The sequence below is a fragment of the Acinetobacter sp. YH12068_T genome (genome assembly GCF_024606005.1).
Lineage (GTDB): Bacteria > Pseudomonadota > Gammaproteobacteria > Pseudomonadales > Moraxellaceae > Acinetobacter > Acinetobacter amyesii.
In genome coordinates, this window is the sequence record NZ_CP094555.1 from 615,889 (window position 1) to 633,050 (window position 17,162).

The following is a 17,162-nucleotide window of genomic DNA, read 5'->3' on the forward strand; positions in this document are numbered from 1 at the left end:
TTATTGGATTTGTTTAACTTGAAAATAAATATGAAGGATTTTTTTTATGATTAAAAATAGTGTTTTTTCATTTCTTTATGAATATATTTCATATAAAACAGTTTTATTGGGGGATAAATGCGAAATATCTCACGACAGAGTCACTATGTTGTCTGCAGAAAATTTGTTACATTAGCTTGCCTTAAGTCTCCGGGGCTAGAACCCGAGCGCAGAATATTTAAGGGGATTTTTGTGCAAAACCCTTGTACTTCGAATTTCTAGCACCATAATAACGACTAAGAAAATATATTCATTTGACAAGCAAGATTTAGAGAGTCTATTCATGTTGGCAAGTCTGATCGGAGGAATCTTCGGTACCAAAAATGAGCGCGAACTCAAACGCATGCGTAAAATCGTAGAGAAGATTAATGCGCTCGAGCCGACGATATCTGTTCTAAGCGATGCAGACTTATCTGCAAAAACTGAAGAATTCAAAGAACGTTATAAAAAAGGCGACAGCCTTGATAAATTATTACCTGAAGCGTTTGCTGTTTGTCGTGAAGCTGCAAAGCGTGTCATGGGCATGCGTCATTATGACGTACAGCTGATTGGTGGTATTACTTTACATGAAGGTAAGATCGCAGAGATGCGTACCGGTGAAGGTAAAACCCTCATGGGAACGCTTGCTTGTTACCTCAATGCGATTAGTGGTGAAGGTGTTCACGTGATTACGGTGAACGACTATCTCGCACAGCGTGATGCTGAATTAAACCGTCCATTATTCGAATTTTTAGGTTTAAGCATTGGGATTATTTACTCAATGCAAGACCCAACTGAAAAAGCTCAAGCGTATCGTGCTGACATTACTTACGGTACCAACAACGAATTCGGTTTCGATTACTTGCGTGACAACATGGTGTTTTCTGCTGCTGAGAAAAAACAGCGCAGCTTAACCTATGCCATCATCGATGAGGTCGATTCGATCCTGATTGATGAAGCACGTACACCGTTGATCATTTCTGGTCAATCAGAAGACTCATCACAGTTGTATGCTGCCATTAACAGCATTCCACCAAAACTTCATGCACAAAAAGAAGAGAAGGTACCAGATGGTGGTCACTTCTGGATTGACGAAAAACAGCGCTCTGTAGAAATGACCGAAGTCGGTTATGAAACTGTTGAAGCTGAATTGATTCAAATGGGCTTGCTTGCTGAAGGTGAAAGTCTATATTCATCTGCTAATTTAAACTTGGTACACCATGTTTCTGCGGCCATTCGTGCGCATTACCTATACCAACGCAACGTGCATTACATCATCCACGAAGGTGAAGTGATCATTGTCGATGAAAACACTGGTCGTACCATGCCGGGTCGCCGCTGGTCAGAAGGTTTGCATCAAGCGGTAGAAGCCAAAGAAGGTTTGGAAATTCAACCTGAAAACCAAACACTAGCAACCACAACATTCCAGAACTATTTCCGTCTTTACAAGAAATTATCGGGTATGACGGGTACTGCAGATACTGAAGCTGCAGAGATGAAAGAAATTTATGGCTTGGATGTTGTACTTATTCCAACCCATCGCCCAATGATTCGTAATGACCAAAACGATTTAATCTATTTAAACCGTGAAGGTAAATACAACGCCATCATTCAAGAAATTCAACGTATTCATGAAGCGGGTGTTGCGCCGATTCTGATTGGTACAGCAACCATTGAAGCCTCTGAAATTTTATCAGATAAGCTGAAAGAAGCTGGTATTCAACATGAAGTACTTAATGCGAAACAACATGAGCGCGAAGCGGATATTATTGCGCAAGCGGGTTCACCTCGTGCAGTAACCATTGCGACTAACATGGCTGGTCGTGGTACTGATATTCTGTTAGGTGGTAACTGGAAAGCGTTGCTGGCGAAGATTGAAGAGCCGACTGAAGCAGATGAAGCACGTTTGAAAGCAGAGTGGGAACAAAATCATGAAATGGTGCTGAACTCTGGTGGTTTACACATCATTGGTTCAGAACGTCATGAATCTCGTCGTATCGATAACCAGTTACGTGGTCGTGCGGGCCGTCAAGGTGACCCAGGTGTATCACGTTTCTACTTGTCGCTTGAAGATGACTTGATGCGTATCTTCGCAGGTGATCGCGTGGTTGCAATGATGCGTGCCATGGGGCTGAAAGAAGATGAAGCCATTGAGCATAAAATGGTTTCACGCTCGATTGAAAATGCACAACGTAAAGTTGAAGCACGTAACTTCGATATTCGTAAAAATCTATTGAAATACGATGACGTAAACAACGAACAACGTAAGATTATTTACTCTCAGCGTGATGAAATTCTTGTTGAACCGTCTTTACAAGATTACATCGAAACGATGATTCAGGATGTGACTAAAGGCATGATCGAAATATATATTCCACCTGAGTCTATTCACGATCAGTGGGATATAGAAGGTCTTGAAAAGGCGCTACGTGAAGATCTATCGATTGAATTGCCAATTTCGCAGTGGTTAGAGCAAGATCGTCGTTTGGATGAAGAGGCTTTGGTTGAACGTATTACTGATGAAGTTCTTCAGCACTACCGTTCACGTCGTACGCAAATGGGTGACGAAACGGCTGCAATGCTCGAACGTCACTTTATGTTGAATTCATTGGACCGCCATTGGAAAGAGCATTTGGCAGCAATGGATTACTTACGTCAGGGGATTCATTTACGTGGTTATGCGCAGAAAAATCCTGAGCAAGAATACAAAAAAGAAGCCTTTAATTTATTTGTAAACATGCTTGCTGTGATTAAGTCCGATGTCGTGACAGATTTATCTCGTATTCATGTGCCTACAGCCGAAGAACTTGCAGAAATGGAAGCTCAAAAACAGGCTCAAGCTGAATCAATGAATCTTCAATTGTCACACAATGACTTTGATAATTTGTTGGCTGAAGCCAATGGTAATGATGTTATCGATGCGCAATACACACCTGCAGAGCAAGTGATTGTTCCGCCAGAAAGTCGTAACTCGCCTTGCCCATGTGGTTCAGGTCTAAAATATAAACAATGTCACGGTAAAATCTAAACAGCATTGTTTAATTTCAAATAAATCAGAGCCTTCGCGCTCTGATTTTTTATTTACACTACTAATCTGACCTGAATAGTATTTGCAGTTCAGTAGATTAAATGTTATTTAGTTTCTATCAATAACCGTAAGACGGAAAAGACAATGAAAAAAGTACTAAAACCGTTCATGATTGCTGCTTTGGCTTTGCCAACTTTTGCCTTTGCAAACGCTCCTAAGACGACTTCTTTAGAGAAAGTTCAACAAGCAGTTGGTCCAACAACAACTCAAGTACAGGTTGGTACTGACGGTCAAGTGACTGTAGCAAGCCCGCGTACGGGTATTCGTTATACCTTTGCCAATCCAAATCGTCCAATCGTATTGCAAACTGCAAAAATTGCAGCAGCCAATGCGGCGAATGCTGACCGTATTGTGGCTGAAAACCCAGCCCTTTCTGCTGCGAGTCAACAAAAAGCGAAACAAGTGCTTCTTGATGAAGCAACTCAGCTGGCGCGTAACTAATTTACGACGAACAGCGATAAAGACCAGTCGAAAGGCTGGTTTTTTTATGTGCAAAAGAAATCCACAATAAAATTACAGCAAAACCGTGCTTCTGCTCGATTTTTTATAGATTTTGCACTAAGCTGTATTTTTTATAACTCATATAGTTGGACGTTGAAAAATGGCAGTTGGTGACGTATCTATGCCACAGATGCATGTGGTGAAAGGTGTAAAAATCGGTTCGGCTGAAGCGTATGTGCGCTATCAGAACCGACGTGACCTTGTCATTTTTGAATTTGCTGAAGGCTCTAATGTCGCAGGCGTTTTTACTCAAAATGCATTTTGTGCAGCACCGGTGCATATTTCGAAAGCGCACTTATTGGCAGGTAATCCACGTTATTTAGTGATTAACACCGGAAATGCCAATGCCGGTACTGGCAATATCGGCATGGCAAATGCTGAGGCGACGTGTGCGAAACTGGCAGAACTGACAGGTGTTCAAAATACAGAAGTTCTTCCATTTTCAACGGGTGTAATTGGCGAGCAATTACCTATTGATCGTTTGGTTCAAGGCTTGCAACCAGCATTAGATAGTTTGCAGGAAGATGCATGGTTGGATGCGGCAACGGGCATTATGACCACAGATACCACACCTAAAGGTGCATCTGAACAATTTGAGTTAGATGGCGTCCTGTATACCATGACAGGTATTTCTAAAGGCGCAGGCATGATTCGTCCAAATATGGCGACCATGTTGAGCTATGTGGCAACTGATGCACCCATTAGCCGTGAGCTGGTGCAACAGCTTTTGAAAACCACAGTTAACCTGTCGTTTAACCGTATTACGGTGGATGGTGATACCTCAACGAATGACTCATGTATTTTGATTGCAACGGGTCAAGCTGGTGGCGTAGAAATTACTTCAGAAACAGATTCACGTTATGCTGCTGTTTTAGACGTGTTAACACGTGTGATGAAACGTCTTGCACAGCTCATTGTCCGGGATGGTGAAGGTGCGACGAAGTTTATTACTGTGGCAGTAGAAGGCGGCGCAGATACTCAAGAATGTTGTGATATTGCTTATAGCATTGCACATTCACCGTTGGTTAAAACTGCAATCTTCGCATCAGATCCAAACTGGGGCCGTATTTTGGCAGCTATTGGTTATGCAGGTGTGCCAAACTTAGATGTTGAAAAAATTCAGGTCTGGTTAGGTGATGTTCAAATCTGTAAAGACGGTGGTGCCGCAGCAGATTATAACGAAGCAGCAGGGGCTGCAGAGATGGAGAAATCTGAGATCACGATCCGTGTAGATTTAGGACGTGGCAGTGCTCGAGATACTGTGTATACCTGTGACCTGTCGTATGATTATGTCAAGATTAACGCAGATTACCGTTCATAAAATATTTGATGTTTTTGAAAAGCCTCCGTTGTGAGGCTTTTTTATAAGTGGAACTTTTTAATGACCGGTAAAAAATAGCCAAGTGCCATATTTATGGGTCAGTTGTGAAGCACCTGTGTAGTAGCAGGCATTAAGGGTAGAGAAGACGTTGTGATGAATAATGCAAACAACTTAATTGCAAATGAAGCAAAATCAATTGTACAAGCGCATTTGGATCGTTTGGGTGATGTTAAAGAGCATCACTTAACGGAAGCTGCAAAGCTTGAAAAGTTTGAATTAATTAAAGCGGAACTCAAAAAACGTAACGCTGTCCTTGTTGCACACTATTATTGTGATCCTGAAGTGCAGGAACTAGCAGAACAGACCGGTGGATGCGTTTCGGATTCACTTGAAATGGCACGTTTTGGTCGGGATCATGAAGCAACGACGTTGGTGGTTGCAGGAGTGAAATTCATGGGGGAGACCTCGAAGATTTTATCTCCTGAGAAAACCGTACTGATGCCTACTCTAGAGGCAACGTGCTCACTTGATTTGGGTTGTCCTGTCGATGAATTTACCAAATTTTGCGATGCACATCCGGATCATACGGTTGTGGTATATGCCAATACCTCGGCGGCAGTGAAAGCGCGTGCAGATTGGGTGGTAACCTCGAGCTGTGCTGTTGAAATTGTTGAGCATTTAGATAGTTTAGGTGAAAAAATTATTTGGGCACCCGATCAGCATCTCGGTCGCTATATTCAAAAGAAAACCGGTGCAGACATGTTGCTATGGGATGGGGCATGTATTGTCCATGAAGAGTTCCGTGCACGTGGTATTGCCAATATGAAAGCGCTGTATCCTGATGCAGCAGTTTTGGTACATCCAGAGTCACCAGAATCTGTGGTGGATATTGCAGATGCCGTCGGTAGCACCTCGCAATTGATCAAGGCTGCACAAACCTTGCCACACGAACGTTTAATCGTGGCAACAGATCGCGGTATTTTTTATAAAATGCAGCAAGCTGTGCCGAATAAAATTCTCATCGAAGCACCGACGGCAGGTGAGGGAGCGACTTGTCGTTCATGTGCGCATTGCCCTTGGATGGCGATGAATGAATTAGATGGCATTCTCGAAGTTTTACAAAAAGGCGATCAGGAAATTTTTGTAGATCCGGCATTGGCTGAACGTGCTAAATTGCCTTTAGATCGGATGTTGAATTTCAATGCCAGTTTAAAACGTTAATTTTTGCTTGAAAAATGATTAAAGTGCTTGATAAATAATCGCTTGAAATGATTTTTTATGTTTTTTTGAAGATAGGTGTTGACGTTAATCAACGTCACGCCTAGAATGCACACCGTACCGCACGATATGCGATACAGCGAAAGCTGAGATGAAACGGAGCATAGCACAGCCTGGTAGTGCACCTGGTTTGGGACCAGGGGGTCGTAGGTTCGAATCCTACTGCTCCGACCAATTTCTCAAGGCAAAAATCGCGTGATAGTCTATGTCATCGGTAATGCGCCTGTAGCTCAGTTGGATAGAGCATCCGCCTTCTAAGCGGATGGTCACAGGTTCGAATCCTGTCAGGCGCGCCATTTTAATGGTGTTCTGATACTAGAATCTGAAACTTGTTGTGATGGTGGATGTAGCTCAGTTGGTAGAGCCCCGGATTGTGATTCCGGTTGTCGTGGGTTCGAATCCCATCATTCACCCCAATTCGGAGCATAGCACAGCCTGGTAGTGCACCTGGTTTGGGACCAGGGGGTCGTAGGTTCGAATCCTACTGCTCCGACCATTTTCTTAAAGAAAACGGTCGATAAAAGATACCGCATACAGCGGTTTTTTTATGCCTGTAATTTAAAATGCGTTATATTGGTTATTCACAAGCAAGAACATGATGGTGGATGTAGCTCAGTTGGTAGAGCCCCGGATTGTGATTCCGGTTGTCGTGGGTTCGAATCCCATCATTCACCCCAACTTTTAAAGTTGAAAGCGGAGCATAGCACAGCCTGGTAGTGCACCTGGTTTGGGACCAGGGGGTCGTAGGTTCGAATCCTACTGCTCCGACCATTTATCTCAAAAGCAATACTGTAAAAAAAGATGCCGCATTTAGCGGTTTTTTTATGCCTAAAATTTATAAACACAATAAAAAAGCCACCTTATGGTGGCTTTTTTATATTTCATTATTTAGGGAATGATCGTGACATTTACACGACGGTTTATGGCACGATTTGTTTCGGTGTCATTAGAGACAATCGGCTGTTCAGCCCCACGGCCAATAATTTGAATATTTGAACTGTTATAACCTTGCTTTAAAAAGACGTTTGCGACGCTTTGCGCACGTTTTTCTGACAGTTGTTGGTTGTAATTGGCTTGTCCAACATTATCCGTATGACCAATAAACTTAATTTTGTTTAGGTCATATTTAATCAGTTGAGTGGCAAGTGTATTTAACTTGCCTTGTTGGTGGGGTTGAATTTGATAATCATCAAAGCCAAATAAAAGTCGTTCTGGTAGGGCAAGTGTCCAACCATCATTGGTCAAGACAAAACCTTCTTTTTTAAGCATGCGTGCTTGTTTGTAGCTTAAGTTACCTAAACTCATGCAGGCTGTCATAGTGGCCGTGAATGCAAGTATAAATAAAACTTTAAATGCGTTCTTTAACATAGCAAATCCTATGAGTTGGGGCGTTGTGGTGCAATGCACCAATGATTATTCGAAAGTTTAGCATCATACATGGCACGATCCGCATCTGCGATTAGATCTTCTGGCGATTTCGCATTTTGGATCAGTGCCATACCAATATTAGCTTGTAATGTAATATTATGTTGCTCATAAACAAATGTTGAACCATAGCATTCATGTATTTTGTGACAAAAGACTTCGAGTTCTGTTAGGGAATTTAAATGATTGATAATAATTGCAAACTCATCACCACCAAGTCGCGCAACGAAAGCATCATCTGGCAGTGCTTGTTTTAAACAATGTGATGAGGCACGCAGTACTGCATCTCCAGCTAAGTGTCCATATTGGTCATTCACATGTTTAAAATTTTCAATATCGACAAAGAACACAGCAGCGTTCGCTTTTAAGTCAAATAGCTCAAACAGCTTTTCATAAAAATAATTACGATTTGGCAATTGGGTTAATGCATCATGACGTGCTAGATGAATTAGCTTGTCATTTTCTGAAATCAAGTTTTTATTTGACTGTTCAATTTCACTAAGTAAACCATTAAAGGCGGTACTGAGTGCGTGTAATTCTTGAATATCAGAGTTTGAAACCCGCATTTTATAATCTTTCTTAATACTAATGGTTTGGGCTGATTCAACAATAGAGCGAACAGATTGCATTAAGTATTGATAAACAGAATTCACCGACCAAAACACGGTAGCCAATAAAAGAATAAAACCTAAAAACAAGCCCAGCAAAATTTTATGGAAGAAACTAACTAAATCTGAAGAGTTTCCATATACGACCAGTTCGCCGTAACTTTTCTGATCATGATTAATATCTAAACGAATCGGTTGGCTAAAAAAGAAATAATCTAAAATCGCTTGGCTAGAGAATGTTGAAATTTCTTGTTGCTCAGTATGAGCAAGCGACGCATTTTGATGGTTGGTAATTTCAATCGATCGAATGGGATACAGTTGAGTGTATTCATTTAAAATTTGACGCATCGTTGTTTGGTCATTAAAGACCACAGCGGGTTGAACACGTTCGTTTATCGCATTTGATAAAATCGTTAAGCTGTTTTTTGCATAGGTATGCATAGTATAAGTGGAAATCACTAAAAAAATCGCAGAACAAATCGTAAAAGTTAAAGCAAAGATGGTGAGCTGCGAACGCGTAAATAATTGGTGTAATGTAATTGGGTTATAGAGTTGTTTCATTCAGCTGACTCCGATGACTTCGCCAGTAATAAAACGCGTGGATCAATATGTATTTGTGACTGCGTTAAGCTTTCCATATTAACTTTAAACGAATAACTCTGATTTTTTTTATACAAACAAAATGCACTGCCAGACTCACACTCACTATTGTTACTACTTAGAGAGAGGGCGGGGAAATTAACATGGTTGTTTAAAATACTTTGTTCTTCTTTTGCTGATAGATTGGAAAAAAATAAAACTTGGCAATGACTGGATTTGATGTCATTCACATTGATGGCTGTAATTTTATAAGTGCTGTGGGTTGGCGCAAGTTTTTTAAAATCATTGACTAAACTTGAATTATTAATTACGCAAAATTTGGGTGAAGTGGTTTCCCACTTGGCATAACTCAGAATAGAGAAAGTGGTTGTGAAAATATTTGCTGTGGGAGCTGCATATAATAAGGGTGAAATGGAGCACGCCATTATTAAATAGGCAGTTTTTTTAAAAACAACCATACGAAATTAAAAATGTCTTAAATTAAATGGAATGAAAATTGGGTTTATATACGTTTTATTATATGAAATAGGGCGTATATAGCCCAATAATAATACAAAAGAATGTTCATGTGTTTAAAAAAACGACATGCGTAAAATAAATCATAAAAAAGGTGTTGCAACGGATGTGAAATGCTGTAGAATGCACATCCATCGGCGGTGATGAAGATTAAAACTTCTGATAAAACAATGACTTGGTTGAATTGATTAAGTTAGGTTTTATTTGATAAGTTTAAAAATAATTTGAATTACTGGTTGACTCTTTAGAAATAAAGAGTAATATAGCCGACCTAGCTTGATGGTGACGAACCAACAAGAAGATCATTAAGAGATTATGAAGAACAACTTGTGTGGATTTTTACTGGTTGATTGATCGAAATTATTTTCATTGATTGATGGTAGAAATTACTCGAAGTTTATTTGAGCAAATTTTTGTCAGTAATTGATGAGCCAAGATTGGTACACTATATGTACTATTGATTTTAAACTGAAGAGTTTGATCATGGCTCAGATTGAACGCTGGCGGCAGGCTTAACACATGCAAGTCGAGCGGGAATAGGTAGCTTGCTACCGATTTCTAGCGGCGGACGGGTGAGTAATGCTTAGGAATCTGCCTATTAGTGGGGGACAACATTTCGAAAGGGATGCTAATACCGCATACGTCCTACGGGAGAAAGCAGGGGATCTTCGGACCTTGCGCTAATAGATGAGCCTAAGTCGGATTAGCTAGTTGGTGGGGTAAAGGCCTACCAAGGCGACGATCTGTAGCGGGTCTGAGAGGATGATCCGCCACACTGGGACTGAGACACGGCCCAGACTCCTACGGGAGGCAGCAGTGGGGAATATTGGACAATGGGGGGAACCCTGATCCAGCCATGCCGCGTGTGTGAAGAAGGCCTTTTGGTTGTAAAGCACTTTAAGCGAGGAGGAGGCTACTTTGGTTAATACCTAGAGATAGTGGACGTTACTCGCAGAATAAGCACCGGCTAACTCTGTGCCAGCAGCCGCGGTAATACAGAGGGTGCGAGCGTTAATCGGATTTACTGGGCGTAAAGCGTGCGTAGGCGGCTTTTTAAGTCGGATGTGAAATCCCCGAGCTTAACTTGGGAATTGCATTCGATACTGGGAAGCTAGAGTATGGGAGAGGATGGTAGAATTCCAGGTGTAGCGGTGAAATGCGTAGAGATCTGGAGGAATACCGATGGCGAAGGCAGCCATCTGGCCTAATACTGACGCTGAGGCACGAAAGCATGGGGAGCAAACAGGATTAGATACCCTGGTAGTCCATGCCGTAAACGATGTCTACTAGCCGTTGGGGCCTTTGAGGCTTTAGTGGCGCAGCTAACGCGATAAGTAGACCGCCTGGGGAGTACGGTCGCAAGACTAAAACTCAAATGAATTGACGGGGGCCCGCACAAGCGGTGGAGCATGTGGTTTAATTCGATGCAACGCGAAGAACCTTACCTGGTCTTGACATAGTAAGAACTTTCCAGAGATGGATTGGTGCCTTCGGGAACTTACATACAGGTGCTGCATGGCTGTCGTCAGCTCGTGTCGTGAGATGTTGGGTTAAGTCCCGCAACGAGCGCAACCCTTTTCCTTATTTGCCATCGGGTTAAGCCGGGAACTTTAAGGATACTGCCAGTGACAAACTGGAGGAAGGCGGGGACGACGTCAAGTCATCATGGCCCTTACGACCAGGGCTACACACGTGCTACAATGGTCGGTACAAAGGGTTGCTACTCCGCGAGGAGATGCTAATCTCAAAAAGCCGATCGTAGTCCGGATTGGAGTCTGCAACTCGACTCCATGAAGTCGGAATCGCTAGTAATCGCGGATCAGAATGCCGCGGTGAATACGTTCCCGGGCCTTGTACACACCGCCCGTCACACCATGGGAGTTTGTTGCACCAGAAGTAGGTAGTCTAACCGTAAGGAGGACGCTTACCACGGTGTGGCCGATGACTGGGGTGAAGTCGTAACAAGGTAGCCGTAGGGGAACCTGCGGCTGGATCACCTCCTTAACGAAAGATTGACGATTGGTAAGAATCCACAACAAGTTGTTCTTCATGACGATGTATCTGAGGGTCTGTAGCTCAGTTGGTTAGAGCACACGCTTGATAAGCGTGGGGTCACAAGTTCAAGTCTTGTCAGACCCACCATTCTGACTAACGAAGTATTTGAATAAAATACGGAAGCAAACAGAGAATCAGAAACATTGACTTATTGATAAGCTGGGGACTTAGCTTAGTTGGTAGAGCGCCTGCTTTGCACGCAGGAGGTCAGGAGTTCGACTCTCCTAGTCTCCACCATACATTCCTTCGGAATGTATAAAGAACGAAGCTAAAATAAACAATCAAGCGATTGTTAGCTTAGTCCTTAAGCGATCAAGTGCTTAGGTTATAGAGCTTAGCAACAAAGTGGCGTATGATTCGCTGCATTGTTATTAAGCTCTGTGATTTATCACAGTTTCCTGACCTGACGAAGGCTGGAAAAATCATTAACAGAATATATTTGAGTTGAAATAATTTGTTCATACTCGTTTGATTTAACTTAACAAGCAATTGTGAAAGTTGAATGAAATGAGTTACTAGCGAAATTAACTGAATCAAGCGTTTTGGTATATGAATCTAATTGAAGCTGTACAGTGATTAAATTCACGAAGCTCTAAACTGTAATGTTGGTTGATCTACTTGTAGGATCAAACGACTGTTTGGGGTTGTATAGTCAAGTAATTAAGTGCATGTGGTGGATGCCTTGGCAGTCAGAGGCGATGAAAGACGTAATAGCCTGCGATAAGCTCCGGGGAGGCGGCAAATATCCTGTGATCCGGAGATTTCTGAATGGGGAAACCCACCCGCTATAAGGCGGGTATCATAAACTGAATACATAGGTTTATGAGGCGAACGAGGGGAAGTGAAACATCTCAGTACCCTTAGGAAAAGAAATCAATTGAGATTCCCTCAGTAGCGGCGAGCGAACGGGGAAAAGCCCATTAAGTTATCTAAGCTTTAGTGGAACGCTCTGGGAAGTGCGACCATAGTAGGTGATAGTCCTGTACACGAAAGGGCTTAGATAATGATGTCGAGTAGGGCGAGGCACGTGAAACCTTGTCTGAATATGGGGGGACCATCCTCCAAGGCTAAATACTCCTGACTGACCGATAGTGAACCAGTACCGTGAGGGAAAGGCGAAAAGAACCCCTGTGAGGGGAGTGAAATAGATCCTGAAACCGCATGCATACAAGCAGTGGGAGCCAACTTGTTTGGTGACTGCGTACCTTTTGTATAATGGGTCAGCGACTTACATTCAGTAGCAAGGTTAACCGATTAGGGGAGCCGTAGAGAAATCGAGTCTTAATAGGGCGTTTAGTTGCTGGGTGTAGACCCGAAACCGGGTGATCTATCCATGAGCAGGTTGAAGGTTGGGTAACACTAACTGGAGGACCGAACCCACTGTCGTTGAAAAGCCAGGGGATGACTTGTGGATAGGGGTGAAAGGCTAATCAAACTCGGTGATAGCTGGTTCTCCCCGAAAGCTATTTAGGTAGCGCCTCGGACGAATACCATTGGGGGTAGAGCACTGTTTCGGCTAGGGGGTCATCCCGACTTACCAAACCGATGCAAACTCCGAATACCAATGAGTACTATCCGGGAGACAGACTGCGGGTGCTAACGTCCGTAGTCAAGAGGAAAACAATCCAGACCGCCAGCTAAGGCCCCAAAATTATAGTTAAGTGGGAAACGATGTGGGAAGGCATAGACAGCTAGGAGGTTGGCTTAGAAGCAGCCACCCTTTAAAGAAAGCGTAATAGCTCACTAGTCGAGTCGGCCTGCGCGGAAGATGTAACGGGGCTAAAACTATATGCCGAAGCTGCGGATTTACACATTAGTGTAAGTGGTAGGGGAGCGTTCTGTAAGCCGATGAAGGTGGATTGAGAAGTCTGCTGGAGGTATCAGAAGTGCGAATGCTGACGTGAGTAACGACAAAACGGGTGAAAAACCCGTTCGCTGAAAGACCAAGGGTTCCAGTCCAACGTTAATCGGGGCTGGGTGAGTCGACCCCTAAGGCGAGGCCGAGAGGCGTAGTCGATGGGAAATTGGTTAATATTCCAATACTTCAGTGTAATGCGATGAGAGGACGGAGAAGGTTAAGTCAGCCTGGCGTTGGTTGTCCAGGTGAAAGGAAGTAGGCATGTATCTTAGGCAAATCCGGGGTACTCTATGCTGAGATCTGACAGCAAGCTGTACTTGTACAGTGAAGTGGCTGATACCATACTTCCAGGAAAAGTCTCTAAGCTTCAGTTACACTGGAATCGTACCCGAAACCGACACAGGTGGTCAGGTCGAGTAGACCAAAGCGCTTGAGAGAACTCTGCTGAAGGAACTAGGCAAAATGGTACCGTAACTTCGGGAGAAGGTACGCTGCTTTTGGTGATGGAACTTGCTTCCTGAGCTGAGAGCAGCCACAGAAACCAGGCCCCTGCAACTGTTTATTAAAAACATAGCACTCTGCAAACACGAAAGTGGACGTATAGGGTGTGATGCCTGCCCGGTGCTGGAAGGTTAATTGATGGGGTTAGCGTAAGCGAAGCTCTTGATCGAAGCCCCAGTAAACGGCGGCCGTAACTATAACGGTCCTAAGGTAGCGAAATTCCTTGTCGGGTAAGTTCCGACCTGCACGAATGGCATAATGATGGGGGCGCTGTCTCCAGCAGAGGCTCAGTGAAATCGAAATCGCCGTGAAGATGCGGTGTACCCGCGGCTAGACGGAAAGACCCCGTGAACCTTTACTGCAGCTTGACATTGAACTTTGATCTTACTTGTGTAGGATAGGTGGGAGGCTTTGAAACCGAGACGCTAGTTTCGGTGGAGCCAATCTTGAAATACCACCCTGGTAATATTGAGGTTCTAACTCTGCTCCATTATCTGGAGCGAGGACCATGTCTGGTGGGTAGTTTGACTGGGGCGGTCTCCTCCTAAAGAGTAACGGAGGAGTACGAAGGTGCGCTCAGCGTGGTCGGAAATCACGCGTAGAGTATAAAGGCAAAAGCGCGCTTAACTGCGAGACCCACAAGTCGAGCAGGTACGAAAGTAGGTCTTAGTGATCCGGTGGTTCTGTATGGAAGGGCCATCGCTCAACGGATAAAAGGTACTCTGGGGATAACAGGCTGATACCGCCCAAGAGTTCATATCGACGGCGGTGTTTGGCACCTCGATGTCGGCTCATCTCATCCTGGGGCTGAAGCAGGTCCCAAGGGTATGGCTGTTCGCCATTTAAAGAGGTACGCGAGCTGGGTTTAGAACGTCGTGAGACAGTTCGGTCCCTATCTACCGTGGGCGCTGGAAATTTGAGAGGATCTGCTCCTAGTACGAGAGGACCAGAGTGGACGAACCTCTGGTGTACCGGTTGTGACGCCAGTCGCATCGCCGGGTAGCTATGTTCGGAAGGGATAACCGCTGAAAGCATCTAAGCGGGAAGCCTACCTCAAGATAAGATTTCCCTTGGACTTTATGTCCACTAAAGAGCCGTTGAAGACTACGACGTTGATAGGTTGGATGTGGAAGTGCGGTGACGCATGAAGCTGACCAATACTAATTGCTCGTGAGGCTTGACTATACAACACCCAAACAGTTGTATGTAAAGCATCAATTGATTCGATATTAAGCAAAATAACTTGATTTAGTTAACGCTTAAGAACAAAATACTGCAACTCAGATATGATCTGTTAATAACTCATTTGGTAGAAAACTTAGCACGAAGAGCACTGCTCTGAGATTAGACTAAGCGAGTATCCATAAACAGTTGTGCTGGCGACAATAGCAAGAGTGAACCACCTGATCCCTTCCCGAACTCAGAAGTGAAACCTCTTAGCGCTGATGGTAGTGTGGGGTTACCCATGTGAGAGTAAGTCATCGCCAGCTCATTATTCGAAAACACCCCCTGATATCTCAGGGGGTGTTTTTTTATGTCGGAAGAAAAAGGGGAAGCTGAATGGAGAGGGAATTAGAGTAAAATTAATAATAAATCTAATTAAATAATTCATTTATAAGGCGAATTGTTCCTAATAGAAGAATGAATTAGCTGAATAATGAGTCTAAAAAAGACAAAAAATCGGGCGTTCTCTTCGAAATTATGCTATAAAAAATAAAACGGCATAAAAATTGCTTATAAAGTGCGGTTAATTATAGGGGGAGTTATTAATGAAATTAGCGATGGGGTTAAAGGTTGCCAATTCCTTATCATTAACACCTCAATTACAACAAGCCATTCGTTTATTACAGCTTTCAAGTTTGGAATTGGAACAAGAAATTCAAATCCAACTCGACAGTAATCCTCTATTAGAGAAAGTTGAAGAACAAAATACCGTTGAAAGTTTAAATAGCTTACAAGAACAAGAAAGGGAAAATAAAGACTTAACCAATGAATTAAATGCCGATCATTTACCTGATGAGTTACCAGTGGATACAGAATGGGATGATGTATATACCCATCAATCCACAAGTTTAGGTGCTGCTGAATTTGAAGAGCGCGAAGATAATCGGCAGGGGCATCAAAGTTTACAAGCGCATATGCTTGAGCAAGTTAATCTTTTACACTTTTCTATGATCGATAAACTAATTGCACACTGTATTATCGATGCTTTAGATAACAAAGGTTTTTTAGATTGTGACTTAAATGAAATTACCCAATCGGTTCAGCATCTTTTAGACTCTATGGATTATGAAGAAGAAGTCGAAGATGACGAAGTTTTAGTAGTTTTAAAGCATATTCAGCGTCTAGATCCTGTGGGGGTAGGCTCACGCAATCTTGCCGAATGTTTAATGGTGCAAGTTGAAAATCTTCCTGAACATGTTGAATATCGATATGAAGCTATTTTATTATTGAAAAATTATGAGTTGCTGATTACCAATGAATTACCCAAGTTGATTAAGCAAACGGGATTAAATACAGAACAGCTCAAACTAGCCATTTCTTTGTTAAAAACATTAAAAGCGCATCCAGGGCAAGAGTTTGAAGATAAAGATTCAGACTATCAAATACCAGATGTTGTGGTCTTAAAAAAGAATGAACATTGGTTGGTTCAATTAAATCCTGATGTAATGCCAAAACTACGGGTAAATTCTTTTTATGCCAATATGATCAAGCGTGCAGATCAAAGTGACGATAATCAATATTTACGAAATCAAATGCTTGAAGCAAAGAATTTCATTAAAAGTATTGATGAACGACATAAAACATTATTAAAAGTAGCGACATGTATTGTTGAGCATCAACGAGCGTTCTTTGAACAAGGTCCTGAGGCAATGAAGCCTTTGGTACTACGAGACATTGCCGAAGAAGTCGAACTCCATGAATCCACAGTTTCCCGTGTAACCACAAATAAATATATGCTCACACCACGTGGATTATTTGAGTTGAAATATTTCTTCTCAAGTCATGTTGGAACGTCATCGGGTGGGGAAGCGTCTTCGACTGCAATTCGTGCAAAAATTAAAAAGCTGATTGCAGAAGAAAATACACGTAAGCCTTTGTCTGATAATGCAATTGCAGTTTTGCTTAATGCGGAAGGTATTGATGTTGCTCGTCGTACGGTTGCGAAGTATCGTGAATCGTTACATATTCCATCATCTTCAGAGCGAAAAGTGTTGATCTAAATTTGAAAATCTGACTATTCTAGAGATTCATTATGACGAAATAATGAATCTCTTTTTTATATAAGGAATAGCCGAAATGATCTGATCGTGTAAATGTATGCTTCGCATATTGAGTTGGATAATTCGGCTTGAACTTTTCCAGTCCTGAAAGAAGGTGAGGGATAGAATT

8 protein-coding genes, 8 tRNA genes and 3 rRNA genes are annotated in these 17,162 nt (G+C 42.6%); 16 read left to right on the plus strand and 3 right to left on the minus strand.

Annotated features, from left to right (window positions below; genetic code table 11):
• Nucleotides 1-322 precede the first annotated feature (322 nt).
• The 10 genes from secA to MST18_RS03075 all read left to right on the plus strand — a co-directional run bounded on the left by secA (nucleotide 323) and on the right by MST18_RS03075 (nucleotide 6,977).
• The gene (gene secA, locus MST18_RS03030) at nucleotides 323-3,046 is read left to right on the plus strand and encodes a preprotein translocase subunit SecA (RefSeq protein ID WP_111885392.1); all 2,724 of its coding nucleotides are present in this window, start codon (nucleotides 323-325) and stop codon (nucleotides 3,044-3,046) included.
• A gap of 144 nt (nucleotides 3,047-3,190) precedes the next feature.
• Nucleotides 3,191-3,547, plus strand: a complete 357-nt coding sequence (locus MST18_RS03035; protein WP_180133956.1) for a hypothetical protein — start codon at nucleotides 3,191-3,193, stop codon at nucleotides 3,545-3,547.
• A gap of 160 nt (nucleotides 3,548-3,707) precedes the next feature.
• On the plus strand, nucleotides 3,708-4,928 hold the full coding sequence (argJ, locus tag MST18_RS03040) for a bifunctional glutamate N-acetyltransferase/amino-acid acetyltransferase ArgJ (protein WP_180133957.1): 1,221 nt from the start codon (nucleotides 3,708-3,710) through the stop codon (nucleotides 4,926-4,928).
• 153 nt (nucleotides 4,929-5,081) lie between these two features.
• A complete protein-coding gene (nadA, locus tag MST18_RS03045) occupies nucleotides 5,082-6,149 on the plus strand; it encodes a quinolinate synthase NadA (RefSeq protein ID WP_180133958.1) in 1,068 nt (355 codons plus the stop codon).
• 154 nt (nucleotides 6,150-6,303) lie between these two features.
• Nucleotides 6,304-6,380, plus strand: a tRNA-Pro gene (locus MST18_RS03050).
• Between the two features lie 45 nt (nucleotides 6,381-6,425).
• A tRNA-Arg gene (locus tag MST18_RS03055) sits at nucleotides 6,426-6,502 on the plus strand.
• A 44-nt stretch (nucleotides 6,503-6,546) separates the two neighbouring features.
• A tRNA-His gene (locus MST18_RS03060) sits at nucleotides 6,547-6,622 on the plus strand.
• Between the two features lie 3 nt (nucleotides 6,623-6,625).
• Nucleotides 6,626-6,702 (plus strand) — tRNA-Pro (locus MST18_RS03065).
• A gap of 105 nt (nucleotides 6,703-6,807) precedes the next feature.
• A tRNA-His gene (locus MST18_RS03070) sits at nucleotides 6,808-6,883 on the plus strand.
• A gap of 17 nt (nucleotides 6,884-6,900) precedes the next feature.
• Nucleotides 6,901-6,977, plus strand: a tRNA-Pro gene (locus MST18_RS03075).
• 117 nt (nucleotides 6,978-7,094) lie between these two features.
• On the opposite strand, the gene MST18_RS03080 is transcribed toward MST18_RS03075, so the two are convergent.
• Genes MST18_RS03080 through MST18_RS03090 form a run of 3 tightly spaced genes read right to left on the minus strand, consistent with a single transcriptional unit; the run spans nucleotide 7,095 to nucleotide 9,297 of the window.
• Complete coding sequence (locus MST18_RS03080; RefSeq protein ID WP_180055832.1) at nucleotides 7,095-7,574, minus strand: OmpA family protein; 480 nt, start codon at nucleotides 7,572-7,574, stop codon at nucleotides 7,095-7,097.
• A gap of 8 nt (nucleotides 7,575-7,582) precedes the next feature.
• Entirely contained in the window at nucleotides 7,583-8,800 is a 1,218-nt protein-coding gene (locus MST18_RS03085) for a diguanylate cyclase domain-containing protein (RefSeq protein WP_180133959.1), read from the minus strand.
• Nucleotides 8,797-9,297 carry a YfiR family protein gene (locus MST18_RS03090; RefSeq protein ID WP_180133960.1) on the minus strand — a complete coding sequence of 167 codons (501 nt, stop codon included), beginning with the start codon at nucleotides 9,295-9,297 and terminating at the stop codon, nucleotides 8,797-8,799. The genes MST18_RS03085 and MST18_RS03090 overlap by 4 nt, the downstream gene beginning before the upstream one ends.
• A gap of 523 nt (nucleotides 9,298-9,820) precedes the next feature.
• Between MST18_RS03090 and MST18_RS03095 the strand changes: the two genes are divergently transcribed.
• The 6 genes from MST18_RS03095 to MST18_RS03120 all read left to right on the plus strand — a co-directional run bounded on the left by MST18_RS03095 (nucleotide 9,821) and on the right by MST18_RS03120 (nucleotide 16,993).
• Nucleotides 9,821-11,359 (plus strand): 16S ribosomal RNA (locus tag MST18_RS03095).
• 61 nt (nucleotides 11,360-11,420) lie between these two features.
• Nucleotides 11,421-11,497, plus strand: a tRNA-Ile gene (locus MST18_RS03100).
• A gap of 74 nt (nucleotides 11,498-11,571) precedes the next feature.
• Nucleotides 11,572-11,647, plus strand: a tRNA-Ala gene (locus MST18_RS03105).
• A 413-nt stretch (nucleotides 11,648-12,060) separates the two neighbouring features.
• Nucleotides 12,061-14,954 (plus strand): 23S ribosomal RNA (locus MST18_RS03110).
• 190 nt (nucleotides 14,955-15,144) lie between these two features.
• Nucleotides 15,145-15,259, plus strand: a 5S ribosomal RNA gene (gene rrf, locus MST18_RS03115).
• Together the 16S, 23S and 5S rRNA genes with 2 tRNA genes alongside form the textbook arrangement of a ribosomal RNA operon.
• Before the next feature lie 279 nt (nucleotides 15,260-15,538).
• On the plus strand, nucleotides 15,539-16,993 hold the full coding sequence (locus MST18_RS03120; RefSeq protein WP_180133852.1) for an RNA polymerase factor sigma-54: 1,455 nt from the start codon (nucleotides 15,539-15,541) through the stop codon (nucleotides 16,991-16,993).
• Nucleotides 16,994-17,162 lie beyond the last annotated feature (169 nt).